Below are 23852 nucleotides of genomic sequence, written 5' to 3' on the forward strand. Positions count from 1 at the left end.
GGAATGCACCCATGCATTGACGCTATGCTAGCGCAGCGCCGCCATCAAGCAGCACGGTCGAACCCGTGGCGTAACCGGTGGAAGCGAGATACAGGATAGCGTTCGTCACGTCTTCTGCTTGACCCACGCGTCGTACCGGCAACCGGGCCTCGGCATCCGCGTACATGCGCGTTCGGGCAACCTCGTCCAGATTTGACCACAGCGACGTGGCGATCAAACCGGGCGACACTGTGTTGACGCGAACCGGCGACAATTCCAATGCGAGGCCTCTTGCTAGCGCTTCGAGTGCTGCATTAATCGCACCTTGGAGCACTGAAGTCTTTCGCGGTCTCACGCTCAGAAATCCTGATACCAGTGTGAGCGAGCCGCCCTCCCGGATTTGCACCGCTCGCGCGACACGATAGGCGCCCCAAAACTTACTGTTCATGGCCGCGTATGCTTCGCAGAGCGGCAGTGAGCGGGCGGGACCCATGGGTGTCTCGCCCGCTGTCACCACCACATGATCGTAGACGGGGGCATTAGCGAAATATCTTTCGACAAAAGCGTCATCGGTAATGTCAAGGACGGTTGTGGTGACTTGCGCATTGACGTCTGCCGCGATCTGCCGCGCGCACACGTCGAGCTTAGCTGCGTTGCGGGATGCAATGGTTACTCGTGCCCCTTGAGCGGCGAACGACCTCGCCGTCGCCGCGCCCAGACCGGCACTGCCGCCCACGATTAGAACCGCCTTGTCTTGGAACAGTGATGATTCCATGGACCTTCTCCAATTGATTTTAAAGACGCTCAGCCACTGATGCTCGCGTCATAGCGGGGATTCACGAGATATCAGCGATGCGATGGTGCGAAAAAATCGTGTCGTAGCGTTGAAAGTTGCAGCCGCCGGGGACGGCGCGCGATATAAGGCTCTCAACGCCATTCAATGAAGAGTGATCGAGCGCCTCGATCACCAGAAGTCCCGAGAAGGCACCTTCCTGACTGCTTCGCATCGACTTTTCCCGCGTTGCGATGGATGTCGCATCCGTCTTTACCGCCATCGCACGCGCTGCAACGATCCAGTCCAACCCCACAACATCGTCGAGCATTTTTTGACCGGCGAGACCGACCAAAGCCTCGGGCATCGAATCCTCGAACCTCGCGACCGCGATGTGAGTGCCGTACGCGCGGCCATGGTTTGCCGTGTGCGTCACGCCGCCGCCTCGCCTAAAATGCATCAGTGCTGGCATTATTTTTTGGGTCCACGGTGTAGGCGCGTTGAGTCGCGCGAGGTAGCCATCGCTGGACATGACATCCGCGCTCGCCAGTTCGTACAACATCAGATATTCGGACGGTGATCGGTCGCGACGCTTGAATACACGGCCCGAAAGGAAGCCTGGAACGCCTACGCGTTCGAAGATATGCTCGCGCGTCAGCCAATGGAGATAGTCCACCTCCGTTTCCGTCGCGATCGTGCTCCAGATCGCAAGCAAGCCGTCTGATTGATTGTTCATTTACTCCTCGCTTCATATAGTTGATTGACAGCGCTTTCCGATACGTTCCGCGATCACGTTCACAGCGTTGCCTGATTTGCGTTCGTAGCATGGTTGCCGATGACGTCGTCCGTGGAGTCGAGACGATTCATGTCGATTCCGGCGGTCTCGGGGCCGATCGCGATCATGCAGAACGAGAGCACGTTAAGCGTGGCGACGAGGGCCACAAGTGGCCAGGGGGAGCCGTGACTCAGGTTCAGCAGCCACGTCGCGACGACTGGAATCGGCCCGCCGGCGAAGAGGCTCGCTCCGGTGAAGGCCAGCGCGGATCCGGAATAACGGACGTTGGTGGGAAAGACTTCCGCGAATGCAACCGGCTGAATGCCGGTTTGAACCTGCGTGAAGCCCATAAACAGTCCCATCGCCAGTGCCATCATGGCGAAGCTTCGCGTTCCGAGCATCGGAAAGTAGATCATCATGATGATGAACGTGGCCGTGGACGCCATCAACAGCGTGCGCTTGCGTCCGATTTTGTCGCTGAGAAGGCCGCCGGCGATCGAGCCCACGACCGCGCATGCATTCGCGATCATCAGCAGCGTGAAGCCGGTCTGCTTCGGCACGCCGAGCGAGTTGGTCAGATAGCCCAGCGTAAACACGACGGCGAGATAAAAGAGTGCCGTAGGTCCGCAGAAGAACAACATCATGCGGACGATCGTCTTCCAGTGCAGCCGGAACGCGTCGCGTAGCGGACTGCCGAGCGTCCCGACGGCGGACTGCTTCATCTGCACAAAAGCGGGTGTTTCCGATACGCGCAGTCGAATATAGATGCCGACCAACACCAGAAGAAAGCTCATGACGAAGGGGATACGCCAGCCGTAACTCAGGAACGTGTCAGCGGTCATCGTAGCGGAGAGGACGAGCAATACCGCGTTCGCAAGTATCTGGCTCAATGGCGCGCACATGCCGATGAGCCCGGAGTACTTTCCACGCCGATTGGAAGGCGCATGTTCAAGCGCCATGAGCTGACCGCCGGTCGATTCTCCGCCGAGCGCGAACCCCTGGATGATGCGCAAAAGCACGAGCAGAACGGGAGCCAGCATGCCGATTTGGGCGTATGTCGGAAGCAGACCCATCAATACCGAGGTGATGCCCATTACGGAAACGGTGCCGAGCATCAGATTGCGCCGCCCGATCTTGTCGCCAAAGTAGCCGCAGATGATAGCGCCCAACGGGCGCGCCGCGAGACCGACGCTGAACGTCGCGAGTGATGCAAGCAGCGCCGAACTCGGCTCCATGGATGGAAAGAACAGCTTGGGCAGCACAGTTGCGGCGACTGAGCCGTATAGCGTGAAATCGAACCATTCGAGCGCCGTTCCGAGCGTCGCGGCGCTGACCGCGCGCTGTGCCATCGAGCGCGTCGAATCGGCAGCGTGATTTGCTTCCTTTGACATGTCTCCTCCGTGAATCTAAAAAATTTGGGTTTTCTTGACTTTGGCTTAGGAATACTAATTACTATGATCTGAAATCATCCTCGCCATCAAGCGCATCGGATGCGATTCGTCTCCTAGCTGGTGATGCTTACTGCGAAGTTGGGACCTTGCATGGCTCGCCGCAGCATCGGCGATACGCCGCTCGCCTCGGACAACTCGGCGGCCGTCGACATCAACGGAGACACGAGCGCCTTCATGCGCTCATCGTTTAGCCTCGACATCGGGCCCGCGATGATCAAAATCGCGCGGACCTCGCTGTTCGTCGCGCGTACGGTCGTAGCCATTGAACTCATCGACGGCAGGAACATATCGTGAGTCGTCGCGTAACCGTCAGCACGCGCAATCTCGATCAAGGGTAGAAGCGTTCTGAACGTCGTCGGCGCCTGCGGCCCGAAGTCCGCCGGCGCGCCAAAGCCTTGCTTCGATACCAGCCTCATGATGTCTTCGTCGCTTTTGCCGGCGAGCCAAATTATGCCCGCAGCACTACAAGACAGCGTCACCGGGCGGCCCATCTCGGGGTCGTAGCGGATGCCCTGCCGTGCGCCTTGCGCCTTGGCGACGTAAATAAGCTGCTCGCCGTCGACAATCGCGAGTCGAACTAGTTCGCCAGATGTCGACGCGAGGCGCTCAAGGATTGGCTGCGCGATATCGACGACTCCGCCCGCGCTCAGAAAGCGCAACCCGAGCGACGGCATCTTCATAGTTAGGGTGAATTCGCCGCGCCGTTCGTCCTTGCGCACGTAATCTTGTTCCATCAGATCGGCGAGCAGTCGGTGTGTCGCGCTGACCGGCAGGTCGAGTTTAATCGACAACTCGGAAAGCGTCTTACCCTCCGGTGAACTGGCGAGCTCTTCCAGTACACGAAGGATTCGTTCAGCGACTGCGCTCATTGCTCGGCCTCGGGATGGGTTGCACGACGGCTCTGGCACCGTGACCACAGTTTAATGGAAAGTATTTGCATTTTGCAAAGAATTTCCAAAAATACGAGGCGAGGACGCGGCGGAAGCGTTCAGCCTTGCGCGCCCCGAAGATCGTCGATTGCGCGAATAGCTAGGAGGTAGCTGTTCGCGCCAGCGCCGCAGATCACTGCGGTCGCCGCCACCGAGCTCGTCGAGTAACGGTATTCCTCGGAACCCCGGTGGATGTTTGTGATATGCACCTCGACCACCGGTCGGCGGATCAGCTTGACCGCGTCGAGCACCGGAATCCGCTCGAAGGAAAAGCCGGCAGGATTGGTGATCTGCGCGGCGTCCTGCAGGAACGCCTCCTGGATCCAGTCGATCAGCTCGGACTCGCTGTTGGTCTAACGGAACACGCACTCGAACTCGAGCGTGTCGGCCAGAGCTACGCAGTTGTGTCCGATGTCCTTGAGCGTGGTGTTGCCGTACAGGTGAGGCGTCCCGGACGCCCAGCATGTACAGGTTGGAGCCGTTGAGGATGTAGAGCTTGCGACTCATGGTTTCAGTGTGGTGTGCTGCATTCCAGGGCCGTGTTTCTGGTTTCCCGGGACGTCGCAATCATGAGGAAGGAGAGCAGGTTGAGCGAACCGCAAACCGCGACGATGGCCCACGGCGAGCCGTGAAAGGCGTTGAGCAGCGCCACGGCGACGATCGGCATCGGCCCGCCGGTGAGCACGTTGGCGCCCGAGTACGACAGTGCTGAACCCGTGTAGCGCGCCTCGGTCGGAAACGACTCGGCGAACCATACTGGCTGGATACTGTTCTGGAACTCCTTGAAGCCGAGGAAGGCGCCCATCCCTACGATCTCGACATGGGCCAGGCCGCGCGGCTTTCATGCACGTCGACCGGACTCGCGTGGCTCATGACGATGTCCGACGAGCAAGCTGCCGCACTAGTCCTGAAGCAGGGCATCGGTCAGCCGAAGGAGTTCGGCCTCGATGCGCCGACAACGCTAAAAGCACTGGCCGGTTTCCTGCACGCCGCGCGGGTGCGCGATTACGCGATGATCGACGAGGTCTTTGCGCCAAGAATGTCTGCGGTTGCGGCACCCGTGGTCAGCGGCTCGAGTAGCGTCGGCGTCATCAGCCTGGCGGGGGCGCGGGCGCGGCTGACGGTCGAGAAGATTCACGAATACTCGGTGCTGCTGCGCGAGGCGGCCAATGAACTCACGCAGTTGAGCACTATGGCTGGATTTCCCGCGCGACCGCGTCTCGGCAAGGGATGAGCAGAAATCAGTCCAAGGTTCTTCGGCAGGCGACAAACGTCGCCTCGGATGATTTTTTAGGGTATTGCGGGATGGATGACCGGCCCACTCTATTAGCGGCCCTTGGGTACCTGACTGCATGACCGACTGCAGTGGGTCGCCAAGCGCCTTCACACTCTCTAACCGGACGCCGCTCGACTCCTTTGGCGGCAGCCCTTCGGTATCGGAGGTTCCGTGGCAGCCGAGCCAATTCCGACTGCAAACTGGTCAACGAATTCTGTGCGAGCGAGACCGCGTGTCGACTCACGGGTTTACCCTAATGTCGAACGGTGATGGTCAGAGCGGGGCTGTTAAACCGCAGGTGTCGGACCGTGCGCGGTACACGGCGGAACTGCGAGCTTCATCCTAAGTAATTGTTTTCTCGAGAAAAATGTGCGCCGCATCAGGTGCGGGATGCCGCGTACCAGTTCAGAGTTAAGTGAATCTCGACAGGAATCCCCCACTCGCATCCCCTCCTTGAAATTGTCAAACTCGATCCATATAATTGGCACTCACCGCACGAGAGTGCTAACAAGATTGCCGTCCGGCGAGATTGTTCTCAACGGGCGGGTTTTCCCGCGTTTTCAGTCTCAATCAAGAGAGGAGTGTGTATGAACCTTCGTCCTTTGCACGATCGCGTCATCGTCAAGCGTCTGGACCAGGAAACCAAGACCGCATCCGGTATCGTGATTCCGGAAGCCGCGGCTGAGAAGCCGGATCAAGGCGAAGTGCTGGCCATCGGCCCGGGCAAGCGCGATGACAAGGGCGTGCAGAACGCTCTCGACGTGAAGGTCGGCGACCGCGTTCTGTTCGGCAAGTACGCCGGCCAGACCGTCAAGGTCGACGGGCAGGAACTGCTCGTCATGCGCGAAGAAGACATCATGGCCATTCTGGTCAAGTAAGCATCCTTCCTGCACGTTCCGGCTTCGTCCGACTGGCCGCTTTGTGAAGCGCCGCGACGAAGCCCGCAAACCGAATCGAATCAAGGAGTTTGGATATGGCAGCTAAAGAAGTCACTTTTGGCGATTCCGCACGCGCGAAGATGGTCGAAGGCGTGAACATCCTGGCCAACGCGGTCAAGGTCACGCTGGGTCCGAAGGGCCGCAACGTCGTGCTCGAGCGCTCGTTCGGCGGCCCGACGGTCACCAAGGACGGCGTGTCGGTCGCGAAGGAAATCGAACTGAAGGACAAGCTCCAGAACATGGGCGCGCAAATGGTCAAGGAAGTTGCTTCCAAGACCAGCGACAACGCAGGCGACGGCACCACGACCGCTACCGTGCTCGCGCAATCCATCGTTCGCGAAGGCATGAAGTACGTCGCATCGGGCATGAACCCGATGGACCTGAAGCGCGGCATCGACAAGGCCGTTGCAGCAGCAATCGAAGAACTGCGCAAGATCAGCAAGCCCTGCACGACGAACAAGGAAATCGCGCAAGTCGGCTCGATCTCGGCGAACAGCGACACGTCCATCGGCGATCGTATCGCTGAAGCCATGGACAAGGTCGGCAAGGAAGGCGTCATCACCGTCGAAGACGGCAAGTCGCTGGAAGACGAACTGGACGTCGTGGAAGGCATGCAGTTCGACCGCGGCTACCTGTCGCCGTACTTCATCAACAATCCGGACAAGCAAGTCGCCGTGCTCGACAACCCGTTCGTGCTGCTGCACGACAAGAAGGTGTCGAACATCCGTGACCTTCTCCCGGTTCTGGAACAAGTCGCGAAGGCCGGCCGTCCGCTGCTGATCATCGCTGAAGACGTCGAAGGCGAAGCGCTGGCAACGCTGGTCGTGAACAACATCCGCGGCATTCTGAAGACCGTTGCCGTCAAGGCTCCGGGCTTCGGCGACCGTCGCAAGGCCATGCTGGAAGACATCGCGATCCTGACCGGCGGTCAAGTCGTCGCGGAAGAAACCGGCCTCACGCTCGAGAAGGCAACGCTGGCTGAACTGGGCCAGGCGAAGCGTATCGAAGTGGGCAAGGAAAACACGACGATCATCGATGGCGCTGGCGAAGCCGTGAACATCGAAGCGCGCGTGAAGCAAGTGCGCAAGCAGATCGAAGAAGCGACGTCGGACTACGACCGTGAAAAGCTGCAAGAGCGCGTGGCCAAGCTGGCCGGCGGCGTTGCAGTGATCAAGGTCGGCGCTGCGACCGAAGTCGAAATGAAGGAAAAGAAGGCACGTGTCGAAGACGCACTGCACGCAACGCGCGCAGCCGTGGAAGAAGGCATCGTGGCGGGCGGCGGCGTTGCGCTGATCCGCGCACGCAAGGCAATCGACGGCCTGAAGGGCGCGAACGCAGATCAAGACGCTGGTATCAAGATCGTCCTGCGCGCGATGGAAGAGCCGCTGCGCCAGATCGTCACGAACGGCGGCGAAGAAGCATCGGTCGTCGTGGCGGCTGTCGCTCAGGGCTCGGGCAACTACGGCTACAACGCAGCCACCGGCGAGTACGGTGATCTGGTCGAAGCCGGCGTCGTGGACCCGACGAAGGTCACGCGCACCGCGCTGCAAAACGCGGCATCGGTGGCTGGCCTGCTGCTGACGACCGACGCAGCCGTTGCCGAACTGCCGAAGGAAGATGCTCCGATGCCTGGCGGCATGCCCGGCGGCATGGGCGGCATGGGCATGGACATGTAATCTGGCTGACGCCGGTTACATCGGCGCGGGCTTCGAAAGAGGCTCGCGCCGTGCCAAAAGAAAACCCGCAGCGATGCGGGTTTTTTTACGTCCGGTCTATTTGTTCATCTCTTCGCGCAATTTCTGCGCGGCCGCCCTGTAGTCGTACGTCGGATAAAACTCCGTCCGATAGCCGCCCCACGCGGTGCTCTCGATCGCGCGGTTGACTTCGCGCAGCCGGTCCGCGGGCACGCGCAGCGTCACCACCTGTCCGATGCCCATCATCACGTACCACGAGACCACTTCCACGCCCGGCGGCGGAAACTGCTTGAAGTAGCCTTGTTCCTTCAGTTGCTGGTTGATCTGCGGCAGCGTCTTCGATTCGTCGTGCTTGAGGAAGATCGTCAGCAGGAACGTGCCGTCGCCGGCAGGCGTCGCGTTCTGCGCTTTCGCGGGCGTGATCGAGATAAACAACGACGCGGCCAGCGCGGCCACGAGCAATTTGTGCATCGGGCAATCTCCCAAGAACGTCAGACTTTGTGATGAATCCGCAACCGCTCCATCAGATGCAGCGCGTTGGGCTGCGCGTGGCCCTCGGCGGTGTTGTCGAAGATGCACCAGACTTCGGCGGTCTTCTTCGCACGGTTATGCAGCGTGCGCGCGAGATCGTCGAGATAGGTGTAGTTGTAGGAAGACTTGTAGAGCTCGGGCGAGCCGTGCAGCCGCACATAGACGAGCGACGCGTCCGCGCGATGCTTGATCTCGCATTCGTCGGGAATCGGGTCGGCGTCCACGTACGCGATGTGATGGGCCTTCAGCAGCGCCGCCGCGTGCGTCGTGAACCAGCTATGCTCGCGCGCCTCGAACGCGACCGGCAGCTTCGTGCGTTCGCGCAACGCCTTGAAAAAAGTTTCGGCGACGTCGTGATCGAACGGCAGGCTCGGCGGCACTTGCACGAGCCAGCAACCGAGCTTGTCGCCGAGTTTGCCGGCGCCCTGAAGGAATTCGTCGAGCAGGGATTCGGTATCGACGAGACGCGCATCATGCGTGATCGCCTTCGGCATCTTGACCGAGAAACGGAACGACTCGGGCACGCTCTCCGCCCAGTGCGCGTAGGTCTGCTCGCGATGCGGCTTATAGAAACTGGAGTTGATCTCGACGCACGTCAGCACATGCGAATAGCGTTCGAGATGCGTGCCTTCGTGCGGAAAGCTAGCGGAGACTGTGCTCGAAAGACCCCAGCCCGCGCAGCCGATGCGGATCGCGCCTTGCGGGCCGGGCTTGTGCAGATGGGGCAGTCGATATGGCATGCGCTCGCGTCGCCTCCCTTATTGTTCGGGCGTCAGTGTCGGGCTTCTCCGGGCAGTCCGGTTGGATCGTCGGGGAGCGAGGTCGTGTCGCCGTCTTCATCGGCATCGTTCGAGCGCGCCCAGAAGAAGCGATCCGGCAGATACGCGCCCATGCCGGGCCGAAACGCGGCGCGCGCGGCCTGGAACACGTACTCCTGCGCCTCGCGCGCGGCCTCGGCAGGCTCCTGACCGTTCGCGAGCAGAGCGGCGACGGCCGCGCCGAGTGTGTCGGTCAGGCCCATGATGCGCTGAACGCTGCGCTCCCACGTGTCCTGGCGCACTTGTCCCTCTTCGCTGTAGAGCGTGTTCACGTGCCGATGCGTGCCGGTTTCCATCGCGAGCACGTACTCGCAGCCTTGCGCCAGAATGTGGGAAATCGCGGAATCGAGCGTCGGCGATTCGGCGTCGCTGTCCGGCTGGGCAAGCTGCAGTAGCGTGGCGTGATCGGCAATCAGCATGGTGGTCTGCGGCACGAGCAGATCGGCAAGCGATTCGCGCAGTTCGTCGGCGGACAGCACGTGTTCGTCGTCGAGCGTGAAATCGGGCGCGAGAATGAGCGGCACGTCGTCGTAGTCGGACACGACTTCGGCGATGGCGGACACGAGCTCCGCGCGGGTCGCCGCGCCGATCTTGAACGCGGAGACCGGCATGTCTTCCAGCAACATGCGCGCCTGGGTCGCGACGGTGTCCGGATCGAGGCCGGTCACTTCATCGCAGCTTGCGGAGTCGCGCACCGCGTAGCCGGTGAGCACGGTCGCGCCGTGGCAGCCCATGCTCGCGAGCGTCAGCAGGTCGGCCTGCAGGCCGGAGCCGCCCGTGGGATCGGAAAGCCCGAAGGTGAGTACGATCGGAGGAGAATCGCCGGTCATGGCAAAAGCGGACATTATGGTATTGATTGCTTGAATGGACGATCGGCTCTGAGCGAACTCGTCCGCGCTGAAGCGCGTAAGCGAATGCCCGCCCGGTCATGTCTGATTATGCGGCCTAATGCCGCCGGTCTGTTCTCTTTGCGCACTTTTTTCCGGCGCGCCAGCCTTGGGCGCCTGAAACCGGCGCGACGTCCGTTTCGGCCGATGTCGCTCTGCACGAACCCGGACGGCCCGCTTGCTAGGCATCGACACGGCAACACGGTACCATCATGTCCTAATTTCAACCGACCATTCGACGCGGCATAAGTATGGAACACAGAAGCTGGATGTGCCTGATCTGCGGCTGGATCTACGACGAGGAAGCGGGATTGCCCGAAGAGGGCATCGCGCCGGGCACGCGCTGGGAGGACGTCCCGATCAACTGGACCTGTCCCGAATGCGGAGCCCGCAAGGAAGATTTCGAGATGGTTCAGATCTGATCTTGTCGTTCTGCCGCGCCGCATGACTCGCGTCATGCGGCGCGCCTTTTTTGCGGACCGCAACAGTGCGGCGTGTCCAATTTTTCTGATTTTGCGGCGTAGGGCGAGTTCGTTGCGGCGATTCCGGTGCCGCACGATGTTGGCGAACAAAGGTGAAGGTGCAAGACGCCTTGCCGAGCGTATTCGATTGCCCAGCGCGCTCGTTGAGGCATACGCTTGAAGAGGCGAGGCGACAGCCGCCTCGCTTACCGATGACGCATTTCAACCGCGCGCACGGCGGCGTTCGATCGCCGTGTTCGCGAAACGGCTCGTGAGCGCTCGTTATGACATCTCGTCCCGATTTGCCCGTTCCCCTCGAAGCCCTGCCCAATCCGCGCGGCGGATCGGTGCGACTCGCCGAAATGGCGCTGACCGACGCGCTGCATGCGTTCCAGCGTCAGGGCGAAACCGGGGCCGCGCTGAAGCGCGCCATCGCCGCGTTGCATTCGGCGGGCTGGCTGCCCGCGCAGCGTTTCGCCGAGGCGCTCGCGCTCGTCGCGCCGCTCGGCGACGAATCGGAAGGGAGCCACGCGCGCATCGCCGACGCGATCGCCGTATTTCGCGGGGCGGTCGAGCGCCACAATCTGCGCGAGCTCTCGTGTTCGACCGTGCTTTTCGATCACTATCGCGGCTTGCACGCGCTGCTGGCCATGCACACGCGCGTCGCGCCCGTTTCCTACGACGACCTCGCGCTCGCGGGCCGCGCGATCGCGCCATCGACATTGCGCGGCATCGCACCCGAGCGCCTCGCGCACGTGCGGGCGCGCTACGAGGAGGCGCTGCTCAAGCTCCTGCGCGGGCCGGCCGAAGCATCCGCCGATGCCTTCGCGCGCCTCGATGCCTGCCTCGACGAACTGCGCGGTCCCGATCCCTACGATTTCTGGCGGCTGGCGTCGTCGACGGTCCGTGCGCTGCGTGAACGCGCCGAACGCAGCGGCGGCGAGCTCGATCATTTCGCCGACACGAAGCGCCTCTACGCACGTTTCAACCTCGTGCTGGCGGATCAGGCGCATGCGCTGTCGTATGCGCCGCGTTCGCTCGTGCGCGCGACGCTCGCGCTGCTGTGGCGCGATTTCGCGCTGTACGGCGCGGCGTCCGAAGACGTCGCGCACGTCGACGTGCTCCGCGACTATGGCCTGACCGTGGCGTGGCACGTCGCGGCGACGCCCGCATCGGAAGCGGCGTGGGAAGCGGGCGCCGCGCAGGCCGGCGACGAAGCCTCGCGCGATGCCGCGACCCGCGATCTCGGCGTGCTGCGCGTGAACGCAGCCGCTTACGAGGACTTTTTGCAGAGCGCGGAGACATCGATCGATTCGCTCGTCGAGCGCGGCACGCAGGCAAGCGAAACCGGCACGGTGGACGAAGCCGCGGCGCTTTCCGCGGCGGACGCGTCGCATCGGCTGGGTGCGGCGGCCTGCGCGCTGGGCCTCGGGCATGTCGCGCTGCTTGCGGACACGCTCGGCCTGGCCTGGCGGCGCGTCGCGCATCACGGAGAAACGCATGCCGATGGCGCCGAAGGCGCGACGCGCGGCATCGATGCCACCGTGCCCGAGCGCGCCGCCCAAATGCTGCGCTCGATGCTGCATCAGGCGGCGGCCGGCATTGCGCCTTCCGAAGGCCGCGTGTCGATCGTCGCGCTCACCGCGATGATCGAGAAGCCGGCGCTGATCGCGCGTTAGTCGTCCTCGGGCGGCGCGGCGGGCTTCGCGCCCGGCCCGCGCACGACGTCGTAACGCGCGAGCGTGCGTTTTCGCGCGGCGTCGTGATCGACGATCGGCTGTGGATAATCCGCGCCGAGCGACACTTTCGCGGCCTTCAGCGCATCGGGCCTGGCGAGCCACGGCGCGTGGATATCGCGATCCGGCAGGCCCGCGATTTCCGGCACGTAATGCCGGATGAACCTGCCCGTGGCGTCGAACTTCCGCGACTGCGTGACCGGATTGAAGATGCGGAAGTACGGCTGCGCGTCGCAGCCGCTGGACGCGGCCCATTGCCAGCCGCCGTTGTTGTTCGAAAGCTCGAAGTCGTTCAGGAGCGCTTCGAAGTACGCCTCGCCGCGCCGCCAGTCGAGGCCCAGATCCTTTGTCAGAAAGCTCGCGACCACCATGCGCAGCCGGTTGTGCATGTAGCCGGACGTGTTGATCTGCCGCATTGCCGCATCGACGAGCGGGTAGCCCGTCTCACCCGCGCACCATGCGGCGAAAGCGGCGTCGGCGGCATCGCCCGTTTCCCAGCGGATGCGGTCGTATTCCGGCGTGAACGCGCGATGATCGCCCGGCACTCCGACGTGCGGAAAATGGTGCAGCACGGAGAAATAGAACTCCCGCCAGATCAGCTCGCCGAGCCAGGTTTCCGCGCCCTTGTCGCCGTGGCGCTGTGCATCGTGCGCGCTGCGGGCGAGCGCGCGGATCGACACGGTGCCGTGCCGCAAATGCACGCCGAGATAGCTCGGGCCTTTTAGCGCGGGAAAGTCGCGCGTGCGGCCGTAGTCGGTCATGCGGTCGCGGAAATCGTCGAAGAGTTCGTACGCGCCGCTCGTGCCGGCGGGAAACGCGGGGCCGTGCGCGTCCGGAAAGCCGAGCGCGGCGAGCGACGGAATCGCGTGCTTCACGCCCGACGGCGGCTTCCCGAGCGCGTTCAGATGGTCCTCCGACGCGTACGGCTTCAGCGCGTCCGGCGTGAGCGCGGCGAGCCACTTGCGCTTGTACGGCGTGAAGACGGTGTACGGTTTGGCGGAGCCTGTCATCACGTCGTCATGATCGAAGACGGCCTGATCCTTGAACGTGAAGAACGCGATACCCTGGCTCGCGAGTTTCTTCGCGACGGCCTCGTCGCGCGCCTTCGCGGCCGGCTCGTAGTCGCGGTTGGCGAACACGGCATCGACGCCGCACTCGCGCGCGAGCGTCGGAATATCGTGAACCGGATGACCGTGCCGCACGATCAGCGCGCCGCCGGCCTCGCGCAGCGTGCGATCCAGTTCAACGACGCTCGCATGGATGAACGGCACGCGCCGGTCCTTTTTGTCGAGCGGCGAGAGAATATCGCGATCGAAAACGAAGGCGCACAGCACGCGGCGGCACCGTGTAAGCGCATGATAGAGTGCAGCATTGTCTGCCGCGCGCAGGTCCCGCCGAAACCAGACCAGACCTACATCAAAGTCGGCCATCTCGCAGCGCCTTTGTTAAAATTCTGAATTATGTCCAAGACTTCCGATCGCATCAATTTGACGAATCAGTTCCTGATCGCCATGCCCAACATGGCCGATCCGACGTTTTCAGGAACGGTGGTCTACCTTTGCGATCACACCGAGAAAGGCGCGCTCGGCCTCGTCATCAACCGGCCGACCGACATCGATCTCCAGTCGCTCTTCAACCGCATCGATCTTAAACTCGAGATCGAGCCGCTCGTCCATTTGCCCGTGTATTTTGGCGGCCCCGTTCAGACCGAGCGCGGCTTCGTGCTGCATGAAGCGGGCGACGGCGAACCATACAGTTCGTCGATGAGCGTGCCCGGCGGCCTCGCCATGACCACGTCGAAAGACGTGCTCGAAGCGGTCGCGAGCGGCAAGGGCCCCGAGCGCTTCCTGCTCACGCTCGGCCACGCCGGCTGGGGCGCGGGGCAGCTCGAAGAGGAAATTTCGAAGAACGGCTGGCTCACGGTGGAAGCCGATCCGCGCATCATCTTCGACGTGCCCGCCGAAGACCGCCTCGAAGCGGCGCTCTCGCTGCTCGGCGTGTCGCGCTCGATGTTGTCCGGCGAAGCAGGGCACGCATGAGCCGCGAAGCCACGCTGCTGGCATTCGATTACGGCGAGAAACGCATTGGTGTCGCCGTCGGCAATACGCTCACGAAAAACGCGCGTGCGCTCGCCACGCTGGAAAACCGCGATCGCGAATATCGTTTCGTCGAAGTGGGCAAGCTGCTCGACGAGTGGAAGCCCGATACGGTGATCGTCGGCATGCCGATGCATCCCGATGGCACGCCGCATGAAATGAGCGCGCTCGCGAAGCGCTTCGGCAATCAGGTGAACGGCCGTTTCAACGTGCCCGTGCAATGGGTGGACGAGCGCTATTCCTCCGTCGACGCCAAGGCCGATCTGCGCGCGCGCGGCGTGCGCACCAACGCGCGCGGCCGCTTCGACGAGATCGACGCCGAAGCCGCGCGCGTCATCCTTCAACAATACCTCGACGGACTTGCCGACGATCATGAGTTCCATTGACGCCGAGTCGCTGTACCGCGCGCTCGTCGACCAGATTCGCGCCGCGTTCGGACAATCGCTTGCCGCACCCGACGGCCCCGTGCTCGCCGGCATCTACAGCGGCGGCGTGTGGCTCGCCGAGCGGCTCGCGAAGGATTTGCATGCACCGCACTTCGGCGTGGTGAATGTCGCGCTGCATCGCGACGACTACGCGAAAAAGGGCTTGCACAGCCAGGCGCGCCCGACCGAGCTGCCTTTCGATGTGAACGGCCGTCGCATTATCCTGATCGACGACGTGCTCTCGACGGGCCGCACCGTGCGCGCGGCGATCAACGAACTGTACGACTATGGCCGCCCGGCCTCGATCGATCTCGCGGTGCTCGCGGATCGCGGCGGCCGCGAAATGCCGATCGGCGCGCGCTTCACCGGCGCGACGGTGGAAGTGCCCGCGAACCAGAACCTCGTGCTCGCGCGTCGCGACGACGGCGGCTTCGCTTTCACGACCGAAGCGCGCTGAGCGACGCTCGCGGGCTTTTTCAAAGTAACACCCGGGATCATCATGAATACCGCCACTCAGGGCGCATCCGAGACGGGCGCGCTCACACAAGACAAGTTCCGGTACGGCTTTCTCAAGGGCAACCCGCAGCTCACGAAGAACGGCGAGCTCAAGCACTTGCTGACCATCGAAGGGTTGCCGCGCTCGATCGTCACGCACATTCTCGATACGGCCGAGCAGTTCGTGAGCGTGACCGACCGCGAAGTGAAGAAGGTGCCGCTTTTGCGCGGCAAGTCGGTGTTCAACCTCTTCTTCGAGAACTCGACGCGCACGCGCACCACGTTCGAGATCGCGGCCAAGCGCTTGTCGGCGGACGTGCTGAATCTGAACATCAACGCGTCGTCGACGAGCAAGGGCGAATCGCTGCTCGACACGATCAACAACCTTTCCGCGATGCACGCCGACATGTTCGTCGTGCGTCACGCGTCGAGCGGCGCGCCGTATCTGATCGCCGAGCATTGCGCGCCGCACGTGCACGTGATCAACGCGGGCGATGGCCGCCATGCGCATCCGACGCAGGGCCTGCTCGACATGTACACGATCCGCCATTACAAGCGCGACTTCACGAAGCTGCGCGTGGCGATCGTCGGGGACATTCTGCATTCGCGCGTCGCGCGCTCGGACATTCACGCGCTGACCACGCTGGGCGTGCCGGAAGTGCGCGCGATCGGCCCGCGCACGCTCTTGCCGAGCAACCTCGACCAGATGGGCGTGCACGTCTATCACAATCTCGACGAAGGTCTGAAGGGCGTCGACGTCATCATCATGCTGCGCCTGCAAAACGAGCGCATGAGCGGCGCGCTGCTGCCTTCCGCGCAGGAATATTTCAAGAGTTGGGGACTCACGCCCGAGCGCCTCGCGCTCGCCGCGCCCGATGCGATCGTCATGCATCCGGGTCCGATGAACCGTGGCGTGGAAATCGACTCGCAGGTGGCCGACGGCCCGCAATCGGTGATCCTGAATCAGGTGACCTTCGGCATCGCCGTGCGCATGGCGGTGATGGGCATCGTGGCCGGCAACAGCGACTGAAGAAATCGACATGAAGATCCAGATTCAAAACGGCACGATCATCGACCCGGCCGCGGGCACCGAAGAGCGCAAGGACGTGTTTATCGCGGCGGGTAGGATCGTCGGCATCGGCGAGGCGCCTCTCGATTTCAACGCGGCGAAGATCATCGACGCGAGCGGGCTTTACATCGCGCCGGGTTTCGTCGATTTGTCCGCGCGCTTGCGCGAGCCGGGCTTCGAGCACAAGGCGACGCTCGAATCCGAAATGGCCGCCGCGATGGCGGGCGGCGTGACGAGCCTCGTCTGTCCGCCCGACACCGACCCGACGCTCGACGAGCCGGGCCTCGTCGAGATGCTCAAGTTTCGCGCGCAGAAGCTGCATCTGGCGCATGTGTATCCGCTCGGCGCGCTCACGATGGGCCTCAAAGGCGAGGCCATCACCGAGATGGTCGAGCTGACCGAAGCGGGCTGCATCGGTTTTTCGCAGGCTGATAACCCGATCGTCGATACGCGCACCTTGCAGCGCGCGCTGCAATACGCGACCACGTACGGCTACACCGTGTGGCTGCGCCCGCAGGACGCGTACATGTCGAAGGGCGGCGTGGCGGCGAGCGGCGCGGTGGCGTCGCGGCTCGGGTTGTCGGGCGTGCCGGTGGCGGCGGAAACCATCGCGCTGCATACCATTTTCGAACTGATGCGCGTGACGGGCGCGCGCGTGCATCTGTCGCATCTGTCGTCGGCGGCGGGCGTCGAGCTCGTGCGTGCGGCGAAGGCCGAGGGTCTCGCCGTGACGTGCGACGTGACGATCAATCACGTCCATCTGACCGACATCGACATCGGTTATTTCGATGCGCAATTCCGCCTCGATCCGCCGCTGCGCTCGCAGCGCGACCGTGACGTGATCCGCTCGGGTCTGGCCGATGGCACCATCGACGCGATCTGCTCCGACCACACGCCGCTCGACGACGACGAAAAGCTCTTGCCCTTCGCCGAAGCGACGCCCGGCGCGACCGGCCTCGAACTGCTGCTGTCGCTGACGGTGAAGTGGGCGCGCGAGGCGAACGTGCCGCTCGCGAAGGCGCTCGCGCGCATCTCGTCCGCACCCGCCGATGTGCTCAAGCTGCCCGCGGGCCGCGTCGCGACGGGCGCCATCGCGGATCTCTGCGTGTTCGATGCATCGAGCGAATGGCGCGTCGATCCGCAGAAACTGAAGAGCCAGGGCCGCAATACGCCGTTCCTCGGCTATGAGCTGCCGGCGCGCGTGCGTGCGACGATCGTCGGCGGGCACGTTGCGTACGAGAGCCGCTGATCATGAGCTACGCGTTGCGCAAGTTGCGGCTCGTCGTCCACTTGCTGTACGGCATGTGGGTCGTCGCGACGCGTTTCTCGCGCGTGTCGGCGGCAGAGCGCATGAGGCTGAACCGCGAATGGTCGATCGAGATGTTGCGGCTTTCCGGCATGAAGCTCGTCGTGCACAACGACGAGGCGCGGCTCGATGCGGGCGTGCTCGTCGTCGGCAATCACATTTCGTGGATCGATATTTACGTGATCAACGCGTGGCGTCCGACGCCGTTCGTGTCGAAGGCGGAGATTCGCAAGTGGCCGGTCGTCGGCTGGCTCGCGGAGCAACTGGGCACGGTGTTCGTGCAGCGCGAGAAGCGCAGCGACGCGAAGCGCATCATGCATGAGTTGGCGGATCGCCTGATGAAGGGCGAAATGATGTGCGTGTTCCCCGAAGGCACGACGACCGATGGCCAGTCGCTGCTGCCGTTTCACGCGAACATGTTTCAGGCGGCGGTCTCGGCGTCGTGCCCGGTGCAGCCGATCTGCCTGATGTATGAAGATGCGCAAGGAAGGCATTCGACCGCGCCGGCGTACATCGGCGATATGTCGCTCAACGATTCGCTGAATGCGTTGCTGGGCGCGGGGAAGATCACCGCGCATTTGTACGTGTGCGATCCGCTCGCGCCGGGCGCGGACCGGCGGTTGCTCGCGAGCGAGGCGCAGGCGGCGGTCGACGCGGCGCTGCAACGGATGCGTGGCGCGCCGGCTGTCGTCGAAACGGCAGCTGAGGTGGCGATCACTTCTTCATCGAGCAGCTCACCTGCGTGACCACGCGCTGCGCGGGATCGGCCGTCATGCGCACCGCCGAGAGTTTGTTGCCCCAGACACAGCCTGAATCGAGACACAGCACGTCGTCGCGAATCATGAGGCCGAGCGCCGCCCAATGGCCGAACACGATGGTCACGTCCTGCGTGCGGCGTTCCGGCACGTCGAACCACGGCATGTAGCCGGGTGGCGCGGCGTCGGGGCCGCCGTTGTTGGCGAATTCCATCGCGCCTTCGGGCGTGCAGAAGCGGATGCGCGTCAGCGCGTTGTAGATCACGCGCAGGCGATCCGCGCCCGTGAGCGAATCTTCCCAGCGATGCGGCTCATTGCCGTAGAGCGCCGCCAGCTTTTCTTTCCAGTTCGGCGCGCGCAACGCCTGTTCGAGTTCGTGGGCGAGTTCCATCGTCATCGTCGCGTCCCATTGGGGAAGGACGCCGGCGTGGACCATCAGCACGTTGTTCTCAAAATGCGCGACGGGTTTGTGACGCACCCAATCGATGAGATCGGCGGCGTCGGGCGCTTCGAGGATTTCGTCGAGCGTGTCGCCTTTTTTCGATTTGCGCAGTCCGGCGGCGACTGACAACAGATTCAGATCGTGATTGCCGAGCACGACCGTCGCACGCGAGCCGAGCGCGATCACTTCGCGCAAGGTCTGCAATGATTTCGGACCGCGATTGATGAGGTCGCCCGCGAACCAGAGCGGTGTGTCGGGGGAGGGCGCGGTTTTTTTAAGGAGACGCTGGAAAGGGTCGCAGCAGCCTTGGAGATCGCCGAAGACGAGCGGGGCGAGGGAACTGTCGATGCTGGAAGTCAGGGCGTCGGTCATTGAAGGCGGATGCGGAAGGCGGTGTGTGCGGTGATTATGGGGCAGGTGGTGAGGCGTGTCTGGCATTGCAAATTTGCAAGCACGCATACTCGCGGTTTTATTACTATTTCAGACAGAAGGTTTTGCATTCCCTGCTTTTATAATCGATCGTGAGTCTGGCGGCGGACCTGGCAGGCGCATGCCGAGCGCTGAATTTCTGGCTTGTTCGGTCGCGTGTTTCGTTTTTTGATTTGCAGAAGCGGCGAAGAGGTTTTTCATGATTCTTGTGACGGGGGGTGCCGGGTTCATCGGCGCCAATTTTGTTCTCGATTGGCTCGAAAGTTCGGATGAGTCCGTTCTGAACATCGACAAACTCACGTACGCGGGCAATCTGGGAACGCTCAAGGCGCTTGAGCACGACGCCCGCCTTGTGTTCGAGCGCGCGGACATCTGCGATCGCGCTGCGATTGATACGCTGCTGGCAAAGCATCAGCCGCGCGCCATTCTGCATTTTGCCGCTGAAAGCCACGTCGATCGCTCGATCCACGGTCCGGCCGATTTCGTGCAGACGAACGTCGTTGGCACGTTTACGCTGCTCGAAGCCGCGCGGATGCATTGGATTAAGTTACCCGAGGAGCAGAAGCAGGCGTTTCGCTTCCTGCATGTGTCGACCGACGAAGTCTTCGGCTCGCTCTCGTCCACTGACCCGCAATTCGCGGAGACCACGCCCTACGCACCGAACAGCCCATATGCGGCGACGAAGGCGGCTTCCGATCATCTCGTGCGTGCGTATCACCATACGTACGGATTGCCGGTACTGACCACCAACTGCTCGAACAACTACGGCCCATATCAGTTTCCCGAGAAGCTGATCCCATTGATGATCGCGAACGCGCTCGCGGGCGAGCCTCTGCCCGTTTATGGCGATGGTCAGAACGTGCGTGACTGGCTCTACGTCGGCGACCACTGCAGCGCGATTCGCGAAGTCCTTGCGCGCGGAGACGTCGGCGAGACTTACAACGTCGGCGGCTGGAATGAGAAGAAGAATCTCGACGTCGTGCGTACGGTTTGCGACTTGCTCGACGAGCTCAGACCGAAATCCAGCGGCTCCTATCGCGATCAGATCACGTATGTAAAGGATCGACCCGGTCACGACCGCCGCTATGCGATCGACGCGCGCAAGCTCGAACGCGCGCTCGGATGGACGCCGGCGGAAACGTTCGAGACAGGCATCGCGAAGACGGTTCAGTGGTATCTCGACAATCAGCAATGGGTTGACGGTGTGGCCTCCGGCGAATACCGGAAATGGGTCGAGACGAACTACGCGCAGCGCGCGTGAAGGAAAGACCATGACGCGCAAAGGCATCATTCTCGCGGGCGGTTCTGGCACCCGGCTTTACCCGATCACGCATGTCGTGTCCAAGCAATTGCTGCCCGTGTACGACAAGCCGATGATCTACTATCCGTTATCGACGCTGATGATGACCGGCATCCGCGACGTGCTGATCATCTCGACGCCGCAGGATACGTCGCGCTTCGAGGCGATGCTCGGCGACGGAAGTCAGTGGGGCATGAATTTCCAGTACGCGGTCCAGCCGTCGCCGGACGGGCTGGCACAGGCGTTCATCATCGGGCGAGAGTTCATTGGCAATAATCCGTCGACGCTCATCCTTGGCGACAACATTTTCTACGGGCACGATCTCGCGACCCAGCTTCAAGGCGCCGATGCCCGCGAAGACGGCGCGACGATCTTCGCGTATCACGTGCATGATCCTGAGCGTTATGGCGTCGTCGAGTTCGACAATGATTTCCGCGCGCTGTCTCTCGAGGAAAAGCCCGCGACGCCTCGATCGAATTACGCAGTGACAGGCCTGTACTTCTACGACAACACTGTATGCGACATCGCGGCGGACATCCAGCCGTCGCCGCGCGGCGAGTTGGAAATCACCGACGTCAACGCGCGCTATCTGAAAGACGGCAGGCTGAGCGTCCAGATCATGGGGCGCGGCCATGCGTGGCTCGACACCGGGACGCATGATTCGCTCATCGAGGCCGCAACTTTCGTCGCGACACTCCAAAAGCGCCAGGGGTTCATCGTGGCGTGTCCGGAGGAAATCGCGTACTGGCGCAAATGGATCGACGAAGAGCAACTGGTAAGACTCGCTACGCCACTCGCGAAGAACGCCTACGGCCAATATCTGCTCAATCTTCCCAAGGAACACATTGCATGGCCATCCAGGTGAGCGCGACCGCGCTGCCCGAAGTGAAGATCATCGAACCGAAGGTGTTCGGCGATGCTCGAGGGTATTTCTACGAAAGTTTCAACGCGCGTGAATTCGCCGAACTGGTCGCGAGGGGCGTCGAATTCGTGCAGGACAATCACTCGCGATCGGCGCGCGGCGTTTTGCGCGGGCTGCACTATCAGATCGAGCATGCGCAGGGCAAGCTCGTGCGGGTCGTGGAAGGCGAAGTATTCGACGTCGCCGTCGACATCAGGAAAAGCTCGCCGAGGTTCGGCAAATGGGCAGGCGTGAAGCTCTCCGCGGAGAACCATCGTCAATTGTGGGTGCCGCCGGGCTTTGCGCATGGCTTCGTCGTACTGTCGGACTCGGCGCAGTTTCTCTACAAGACGACCGACTACTGGTATCCGGAGCACGAACGCAGCATCGTATGGAACGATGAGTCGATCGGCATCGAATGGCCCATCGACTTCGAGCCGGTGCTTGCCGCGAAGGACCGCGACGGCAAGCGGCTCAGTGAAGCGGAGTGCTACGTATGACCATCCTGCTGACCGGGGTGAATGGCCAGATTGGTTTTGAGCTTGCGCGCACGCTGCAGGGATTGGGACGCGTTATCGCGCCGGATCGCAACACGCTCGATCTCCGCGATCTCGACCGCGTGAGAAACTTCGTGCGTGAAACGAAGCCGGAGGTCATCGTAAATCCTGCCGCATACACGGCGGTCGATCGAGCCGAAGACGAGCGCGACGAAGCGCATCGGCTCAATGCCGAGCTGCCCGCGTTGTTCGCGAGCGAATGCGCGCGGACCAACGCGTGGTTCGTCCACTATTCCACCGATTACGTTTTCGACGGCGCGAAGTCATCGCCCTATGTCGAAACCGATGCGGCCGCGCCACTAAATGTCTACGGCGAAGCAAAGCTCGCGGGCGAGCGTGCCATCGCGCAAAGCGGATGCCGCCATCTGATCCTGCGCACGAGTTGGGTGTACGGCGCGCGCGGCGCGAACTTCATGCGCACGATCCTGCGACTGGCGGAGCAGCGGCCCGAGCTCACGATCGTAGCCGACCAGTTCGGCGCGCCGACCTGGAGTCGGACGATTGCAGAACTTACCGCGAACATGTTGAGCCAGATCGCGGCGGCGGAGCGAAACAGGTCCGTCGCATTCGACGAACATCGGGGCATCTATCACCTGACGAACCACGGCAGGACGTCCTGGTACGAGTTCGCCCGCGAGATCTTGCGCATCTGGGGCAAGGAAGACCAGACGCGCATCGAACCGATTCCGGCAGCCGCCTATCCCGTCAGGGCGCGTCGTCCTGTCAACTCATGCCTGTCCAACGAAAAGCTCGCCAAGGTGTTCGGCCTCGTCGCTCCCGATTGGCTGCGGGCGCTGGAGTTGTGCGCGCAGCAGGGCTGATTACTTTATTCGAGCACGCTGGAAGCATCGAAGCGCGCACGCCAGCTGTTCGCTTCCCGAAACTCGGCGATGTCAACGTCGCTGGCGCGACAGCGCAGGGCAGCATCGATCGCGTCTCCAAGCTGATCAGGTGCATCGATCAGAAAAGTCGCCGGTTCGTTGCCACGCAGCGCCATCTCACCGAAGCCCGTCGATATAACGGGCAGGCCCATCGCCCGGTATTCATAGAATTTGATCGGATCGACACCGCCGGTCAGCTGATTGCGGATGAACGGAATGAGGCCGATGTCGAATTCGCGCATCGCCTTCAGCGCCTCGGCGTGCGGCACGGGCGGCAGCATCTGCACGTTGCTCGGCAGCGCGCCCGGAGGTTGCGAAAACACCGGGCCAATCAGCCGGACCCGATCGTTCGGACGCTGCCGCGCGAGCGCGGTAAGCCACACCCAGTCGAACCAGGGGCCCATTGTGCCGAGATAGCCGATTATCTTCGGCCTGCCATCGCCGAGCCGCGCGAGCTTGGCGACGTCGGGGGCTGGCAGGATCGACGGATCGAGCCCGTTGTAGACGAGGCACGCGTCGGGGCGCAGCGTCTGCCAGCGCGTGCGCAGCGCGGTTGACGACACGAGCAGCCGGTCCACGTCCGCCGCGATGCGCGCCTCGACGCGTGCCAGCGCCGCACGCGACACGCCGGTGTAGAACGCGGGAAAGTCGTCCATGCTGTCGTAGGCGGAGCACGCTGCGCCCGCGTGCCTGAGCAGGTCGAACGCGAGCGCGCTCGGTTTGCCGATCACCAGAAGCGTCTTCTCGGCGGCGCAGAAGCGCGCGACGCGCTCCGCAACCTGACGCCAGCCGAGACGGTTGATCAGGGTGCCGCCGGGTATCGGTTCGATAGGTAGCGCGCGCACGCCTTCAACCGTGACCCACTCCGGTCGATGCACCGTCGCACCCGAAGCGATTGCCGACGGACGGCGCAGATCGCGCAACGCGGGCAGACGCGTTGCATAGGGGT

Annotated in this window: 26 protein-coding genes and 1 pseudogene; 15 read left to right on the plus strand and 12 right to left on the minus strand. The window is 62.7% G+C overall.

The features are described from left to right. Positions 1-22: 22 nt before the first annotated feature. The 6 genes and pseudogenes from NOV72_RS15175 to NOV72_RS15200 all read right to left on the minus strand — a co-directional run bounded on the left by NOV72_RS15175 (position 23) and on the right by NOV72_RS15200 (position 4711). Positions 23-754, minus strand: coding sequence for an SDR family oxidoreductase (locus NOV72_RS15175; protein WP_106855425.1), 732 nt, complete (start codon positions 752-754; stop codon positions 23-25). A gap of 61 nt (positions 755-815) precedes the next feature. Further along, positions 816-1487, minus strand: coding sequence for a DUF4286 family protein (locus NOV72_RS15180; RefSeq protein WP_106855426.1), 672 nt, complete (start codon positions 1485-1487; stop codon positions 816-818). Positions 1488-1546: 59 nt separating this feature from the next. Continuing rightward, positions 1547-2875 carry an MFS transporter gene (locus NOV72_RS15185; protein ID WP_245933055.1) on the minus strand — a complete coding sequence of 443 codons (1329 nt, stop codon included), beginning with the start codon at positions 2873-2875 and terminating at the stop codon, positions 1547-1549. Between the two features lie 155 nt (positions 2876-3030). After that, complete coding sequence (locus tag NOV72_RS15190; protein ID WP_106855428.1) at positions 3031-3846, minus strand: IclR family transcriptional regulator; 816 nt, start codon at positions 3844-3846, stop codon at positions 3031-3033. 119 nt (positions 3847-3965) lie between these two features. After that, positions 3966-4413: pseudogene (locus NOV72_RS15195) on the minus strand (type II 3-dehydroquinate dehydratase). Between the two features lie 4 nt (positions 4414-4417). Beyond that, positions 4418-4711 carry a hypothetical protein gene (locus tag NOV72_RS15200; RefSeq protein WP_245933056.1) on the minus strand — a complete coding sequence of 98 codons (294 nt, stop codon included), beginning with the start codon at positions 4709-4711 and terminating at the stop codon, positions 4418-4420. Positions 4712-4726: 15 nt separating this feature from the next. Between NOV72_RS15200 and NOV72_RS15205 the strand changes: the two genes are divergently transcribed. The 3 genes from NOV72_RS15205 to groL all read left to right on the plus strand — a co-directional run bounded on the left by NOV72_RS15205 (position 4727) and on the right by groL (position 7796). Then, a complete protein-coding gene (locus NOV72_RS15205) occupies positions 4727-5140 on the plus strand; it encodes an IclR family transcriptional regulator domain-containing protein (RefSeq protein WP_245933057.1) in 414 nt (137 codons plus the stop codon). A 629-nt stretch (positions 5141-5769) separates the two neighbouring features. Then, on the plus strand, positions 5770-6060 hold the full coding sequence (locus NOV72_RS15210; protein WP_106855429.1) for a co-chaperone GroES: 291 nt from the start codon (positions 5770-5772) through the stop codon (positions 6058-6060). Positions 6061-6155: 95 nt separating this feature from the next. Then, entirely contained in the window at positions 6156-7796 is a 1641-nt protein-coding gene (gene groL / locus NOV72_RS15215) for a chaperonin GroEL (RefSeq protein WP_106855430.1), read from the plus strand. Between the two features lie 96 nt (positions 7797-7892). On the opposite strand, the gene NOV72_RS15220 is transcribed toward groL, so the two are convergent. From NOV72_RS15220 to NOV72_RS15230, 3 genes are read right to left on the minus strand one after another with little or no spacing between them, the layout of a single operon-like run. Continuing rightward, complete coding sequence (locus NOV72_RS15220) at positions 7893-8285, minus strand: hypothetical protein (RefSeq protein ID WP_106855431.1); 393 nt, start codon at positions 8283-8285, stop codon at positions 7893-7895. 20 nt (positions 8286-8305) lie between these two features. Then, a complete protein-coding gene (locus NOV72_RS15225; RefSeq protein WP_106855432.1) occupies positions 8306-9085 on the minus strand; it encodes a DUF72 domain-containing protein in 780 nt (259 codons plus the stop codon). A 32-nt stretch (positions 9086-9117) separates the two neighbouring features. After that, positions 9118-9993: a hydroxymethylpyrimidine/phosphomethylpyrimidine kinase gene (locus NOV72_RS15230; protein WP_106855433.1), complete on the minus strand. Its 876-nt coding sequence runs from the start codon at positions 9991-9993 to the stop codon at positions 9118-9120. A gap of 308 nt (positions 9994-10301) precedes the next feature. On the opposite strand from NOV72_RS15230, the gene NOV72_RS15235 reads away from it, so the two are divergent. Beyond that, positions 10302-10472: a rubredoxin gene (locus NOV72_RS15235; RefSeq protein WP_044041514.1), complete on the plus strand. Its 171-nt coding sequence runs from the start codon at positions 10302-10304 to the stop codon at positions 10470-10472. A gap of 323 nt (positions 10473-10795) precedes the next feature. Next, positions 10796-12190, plus strand: a complete 1395-nt coding sequence (locus NOV72_RS15240; RefSeq protein ID WP_106855434.1) for a FimL-related protein — start codon at positions 10796-10798, stop codon at positions 12188-12190. Here NOV72_RS15240 and NOV72_RS15245 read toward each other — a convergent pair. Next, complete coding sequence (locus NOV72_RS15245; RefSeq protein ID WP_106855435.1) at positions 12187-13677, minus strand: cryptochrome/photolyase family protein; 1491 nt, start codon at positions 13675-13677, stop codon at positions 12187-12189. The genes NOV72_RS15240 and NOV72_RS15245 overlap by 4 nt on opposite strands. 30 nt (positions 13678-13707) lie before the next feature. On the opposite strand from NOV72_RS15245, the gene NOV72_RS15250 reads away from it, so the two are divergent. From NOV72_RS15250 to NOV72_RS15275, 6 genes are read left to right on the plus strand one after another with little or no spacing between them, the layout of a single operon-like run. Then, positions 13708-14286 (plus strand): YqgE/AlgH family protein, encoded by a 579-nt coding sequence (locus tag NOV72_RS15250; RefSeq protein WP_106855436.1) that lies wholly within the window; start codon positions 13708-13710, stop codon positions 14284-14286. Next, complete coding sequence (ruvX, locus tag NOV72_RS15255; RefSeq protein WP_106855437.1) at positions 14283-14729, plus strand: Holliday junction resolvase RuvX; 447 nt, start codon at positions 14283-14285, stop codon at positions 14727-14729. Before NOV72_RS15250 ends, ruvX begins: the two co-directional genes overlap by 4 nt. Beyond that, positions 14716-15225, plus strand: coding sequence for a bifunctional pyr operon transcriptional regulator/uracil phosphoribosyltransferase PyrR (gene pyrR / locus NOV72_RS15260; protein WP_106855438.1), 510 nt, complete (start codon positions 14716-14718; stop codon positions 15223-15225). Before ruvX ends, pyrR begins: the two co-directional genes overlap by 14 nt. Positions 15226-15267: 42 nt before the next feature. After that, the gene (locus NOV72_RS15265; protein ID WP_106855439.1) at positions 15268-16293 is read left to right on the plus strand and encodes an aspartate carbamoyltransferase catalytic subunit; all 1026 of its coding nucleotides are present in this window, start codon (positions 15268-15270) and stop codon (positions 16291-16293) included. A gap of 10 nt (positions 16294-16303) precedes the next feature. Next, on the plus strand, positions 16304-17581 hold the full coding sequence (locus tag NOV72_RS15270; RefSeq protein WP_106855440.1) for a dihydroorotase: 1278 nt from the start codon (positions 16304-16306) through the stop codon (positions 17579-17581). A gap of 2 nt (positions 17582-17583) precedes the next feature. Then, on the plus strand, positions 17584-18384 hold the full coding sequence (locus NOV72_RS15275) for a lysophospholipid acyltransferase family protein (protein ID WP_106855441.1): 801 nt from the start codon (positions 17584-17586) through the stop codon (positions 18382-18384). Here NOV72_RS15275 and NOV72_RS15280 read toward each other — a convergent pair. Beyond that, positions 18353-19207 (minus strand): symmetrical bis(5'-nucleosyl)-tetraphosphatase, encoded by an 855-nt coding sequence (locus NOV72_RS15280; protein ID WP_106855442.1) that lies wholly within the window; start codon positions 19205-19207, stop codon positions 18353-18355. The genes NOV72_RS15275 and NOV72_RS15280 overlap by 32 nt on opposite strands. Before the next feature lie 256 nt (positions 19208-19463). Here NOV72_RS15280 and rfbB point away from each other — a divergent pair, with 256 nt between their 5' ends. Genes rfbB through rfbD form a run of 4 tightly spaced genes read left to right on the plus strand, consistent with a single transcriptional unit; the run spans position 19464 to position 22843 of the window. After that, entirely contained in the window at positions 19464-20525 is a 1062-nt protein-coding gene (gene rfbB / locus NOV72_RS15285) for a dTDP-glucose 4,6-dehydratase (RefSeq protein ID WP_106855443.1), read from the plus strand. Between the two features lie 10 nt (positions 20526-20535). Further along, positions 20536-21429: a glucose-1-phosphate thymidylyltransferase RfbA gene (gene rfbA / locus NOV72_RS15290; RefSeq protein WP_106855444.1), complete on the plus strand. Its 894-nt coding sequence runs from the start codon at positions 20536-20538 to the stop codon at positions 21427-21429. Beyond that, on the plus strand, positions 21414-21965 hold the full coding sequence (rfbC, locus tag NOV72_RS15295) for a dTDP-4-dehydrorhamnose 3,5-epimerase (RefSeq protein WP_106855445.1): 552 nt from the start codon (positions 21414-21416) through the stop codon (positions 21963-21965). Before rfbA ends, rfbC begins: the two co-directional genes overlap by 16 nt. After that, positions 21962-22843, plus strand: coding sequence for a dTDP-4-dehydrorhamnose reductase (rfbD, locus tag NOV72_RS15300; RefSeq protein ID WP_106855446.1), 882 nt, complete (start codon positions 21962-21964; stop codon positions 22841-22843). Before rfbC ends, rfbD begins: the two co-directional genes overlap by 4 nt. 5 nt (positions 22844-22848) lie before the next feature. On the opposite strand, the gene NOV72_RS15305 is transcribed toward rfbD, so the two are convergent. Continuing rightward, the gene (locus tag NOV72_RS15305) at positions 22849-23826 is read right to left on the minus strand and encodes a glycosyltransferase family protein (RefSeq protein ID WP_245933058.1); all 978 of its coding nucleotides are present in this window, start codon (positions 23824-23826) and stop codon (positions 22849-22851) included. Positions 23827-23852 lie beyond the last annotated feature (26 nt).

It is taken from the genome of Caballeronia novacaledonica, assembly GCF_900258035.1.
GTDB classification, from domain to species: domain Bacteria; phylum Pseudomonadota; class Gammaproteobacteria; order Burkholderiales; family Burkholderiaceae; genus Caballeronia; species Caballeronia novacaledonica.

Excerpts from the sequence above, each read along its gene's own strand:
- rfbD (WP_106855446.1), top strand. The coding sequence starts at position 21,962 with ATGACCATCCTGCTGACCGGGGTGAATGGCCAGATTGGTTTTGAGCTT.
- NOV72_RS15270 (WP_106855440.1), top strand. The coding sequence starts at position 16,304 with ATGAAGATCCAGATTCAAAACGGCACGATCATCGACCCGGCCGCGGGC.
- groL (WP_106855430.1), top strand. The coding sequence starts at position 6,156 with ATGGCAGCTAAAGAAGTCACTTTTGGCGATTCCGCACGCGCGAAGATG.
- NOV72_RS15225 (WP_106855432.1), bottom strand. The coding sequence starts at position 9,085 with ATGCCATATCGACTGCCCCATCTGCACAAGCCCGGCCCGCAAGGCGCG.
- rfbC (WP_106855445.1), top strand. The coding sequence starts at position 21,414 with ATGGCCATCCAGGTGAGCGCGACCGCGCTGCCCGAAGTGAAGATCATC.
- NOV72_RS15185 (WP_245933055.1), bottom strand. The coding sequence starts at position 2,875 with ATGGCACAGCGCGCGGTCAGCGCCGCGACGCTCGGAACGGCGCTCGAA.
- NOV72_RS15230 (WP_106855433.1), bottom strand. The coding sequence starts at position 9,993 with ATGACCGGCGATTCTCCTCCGATCGTACTCACCTTCGGGCTTTCCGAT.
- NOV72_RS15280 (WP_106855442.1), bottom strand. The coding sequence starts at position 19,207 with ATGACCGACGCCCTGACTTCCAGCATCGACAGTTCCCTCGCCCCGCTC.
- NOV72_RS15265 (WP_106855439.1), top strand. The coding sequence starts at position 15,268 with ATGAATACCGCCACTCAGGGCGCATCCGAGACGGGCGCGCTCACACAA.
- NOV72_RS15250 (WP_106855436.1), top strand. The coding sequence starts at position 13,708 with ATGTCCAAGACTTCCGATCGCATCAATTTGACGAATCAGTTCCTGATC.
- NOV72_RS15235 (WP_044041514.1), top strand. The coding sequence starts at position 10,302 with ATGGAACACAGAAGCTGGATGTGCCTGATCTGCGGCTGGATCTACGAC.
- NOV72_RS15200 (WP_245933056.1), bottom strand. The coding sequence starts at position 4,711 with ATGGGCGCCTTCCTCGGCTTCAAGGAGTTCCAGAACAGTATCCAGCCA.
- NOV72_RS15275 (WP_106855441.1), top strand. The coding sequence starts at position 17,584 with ATGAGCTACGCGTTGCGCAAGTTGCGGCTCGTCGTCCACTTGCTGTAC.
- rfbB (WP_106855443.1), top strand. The coding sequence starts at position 19,464 with ATGATTCTTGTGACGGGGGGTGCCGGGTTCATCGGCGCCAATTTTGTT.
- NOV72_RS15210 (WP_106855429.1), top strand. The coding sequence starts at position 5,770 with ATGAACCTTCGTCCTTTGCACGATCGCGTCATCGTCAAGCGTCTGGAC.
- pyrR (WP_106855438.1), top strand. The coding sequence starts at position 14,716 with ATGAGTTCCATTGACGCCGAGTCGCTGTACCGCGCGCTCGTCGACCAG.
- NOV72_RS15205 (WP_245933057.1), top strand. The coding sequence starts at position 4,727 with ATGGGCCAGGCCGCGCGGCTTTCATGCACGTCGACCGGACTCGCGTGG.
- NOV72_RS15180 (WP_106855426.1), bottom strand. The coding sequence starts at position 1,487 with ATGAACAATCAATCAGACGGCTTGCTTGCGATCTGGAGCACGATCGCG.
- NOV72_RS15245 (WP_106855435.1), bottom strand. The coding sequence starts at position 13,677 with ATGGCCGACTTTGATGTAGGTCTGGTCTGGTTTCGGCGGGACCTGCGC.
- NOV72_RS15175 (WP_106855425.1), bottom strand. The coding sequence starts at position 754 with ATGGAATCATCACTGTTCCAAGACAAGGCGGTTCTAATCGTGGGCGGC.
- NOV72_RS15220 (WP_106855431.1), bottom strand. The coding sequence starts at position 8,285 with ATGCACAAATTGCTCGTGGCCGCGCTGGCCGCGTCGTTGTTTATCTCG.
- NOV72_RS15240 (WP_106855434.1), top strand. The coding sequence starts at position 10,796 with ATGACATCTCGTCCCGATTTGCCCGTTCCCCTCGAAGCCCTGCCCAAT.
- NOV72_RS15190 (WP_106855428.1), bottom strand. The coding sequence starts at position 3,846 with ATGAGCGCAGTCGCTGAACGAATCCTTCGTGTACTGGAAGAGCTCGCC.
- rfbA (WP_106855444.1), top strand. The coding sequence starts at position 20,536 with ATGACGCGCAAAGGCATCATTCTCGCGGGCGGTTCTGGCACCCGGCTT.
- ruvX (WP_106855437.1), top strand. The coding sequence starts at position 14,283 with ATGAGCCGCGAAGCCACGCTGCTGGCATTCGATTACGGCGAGAAACGC.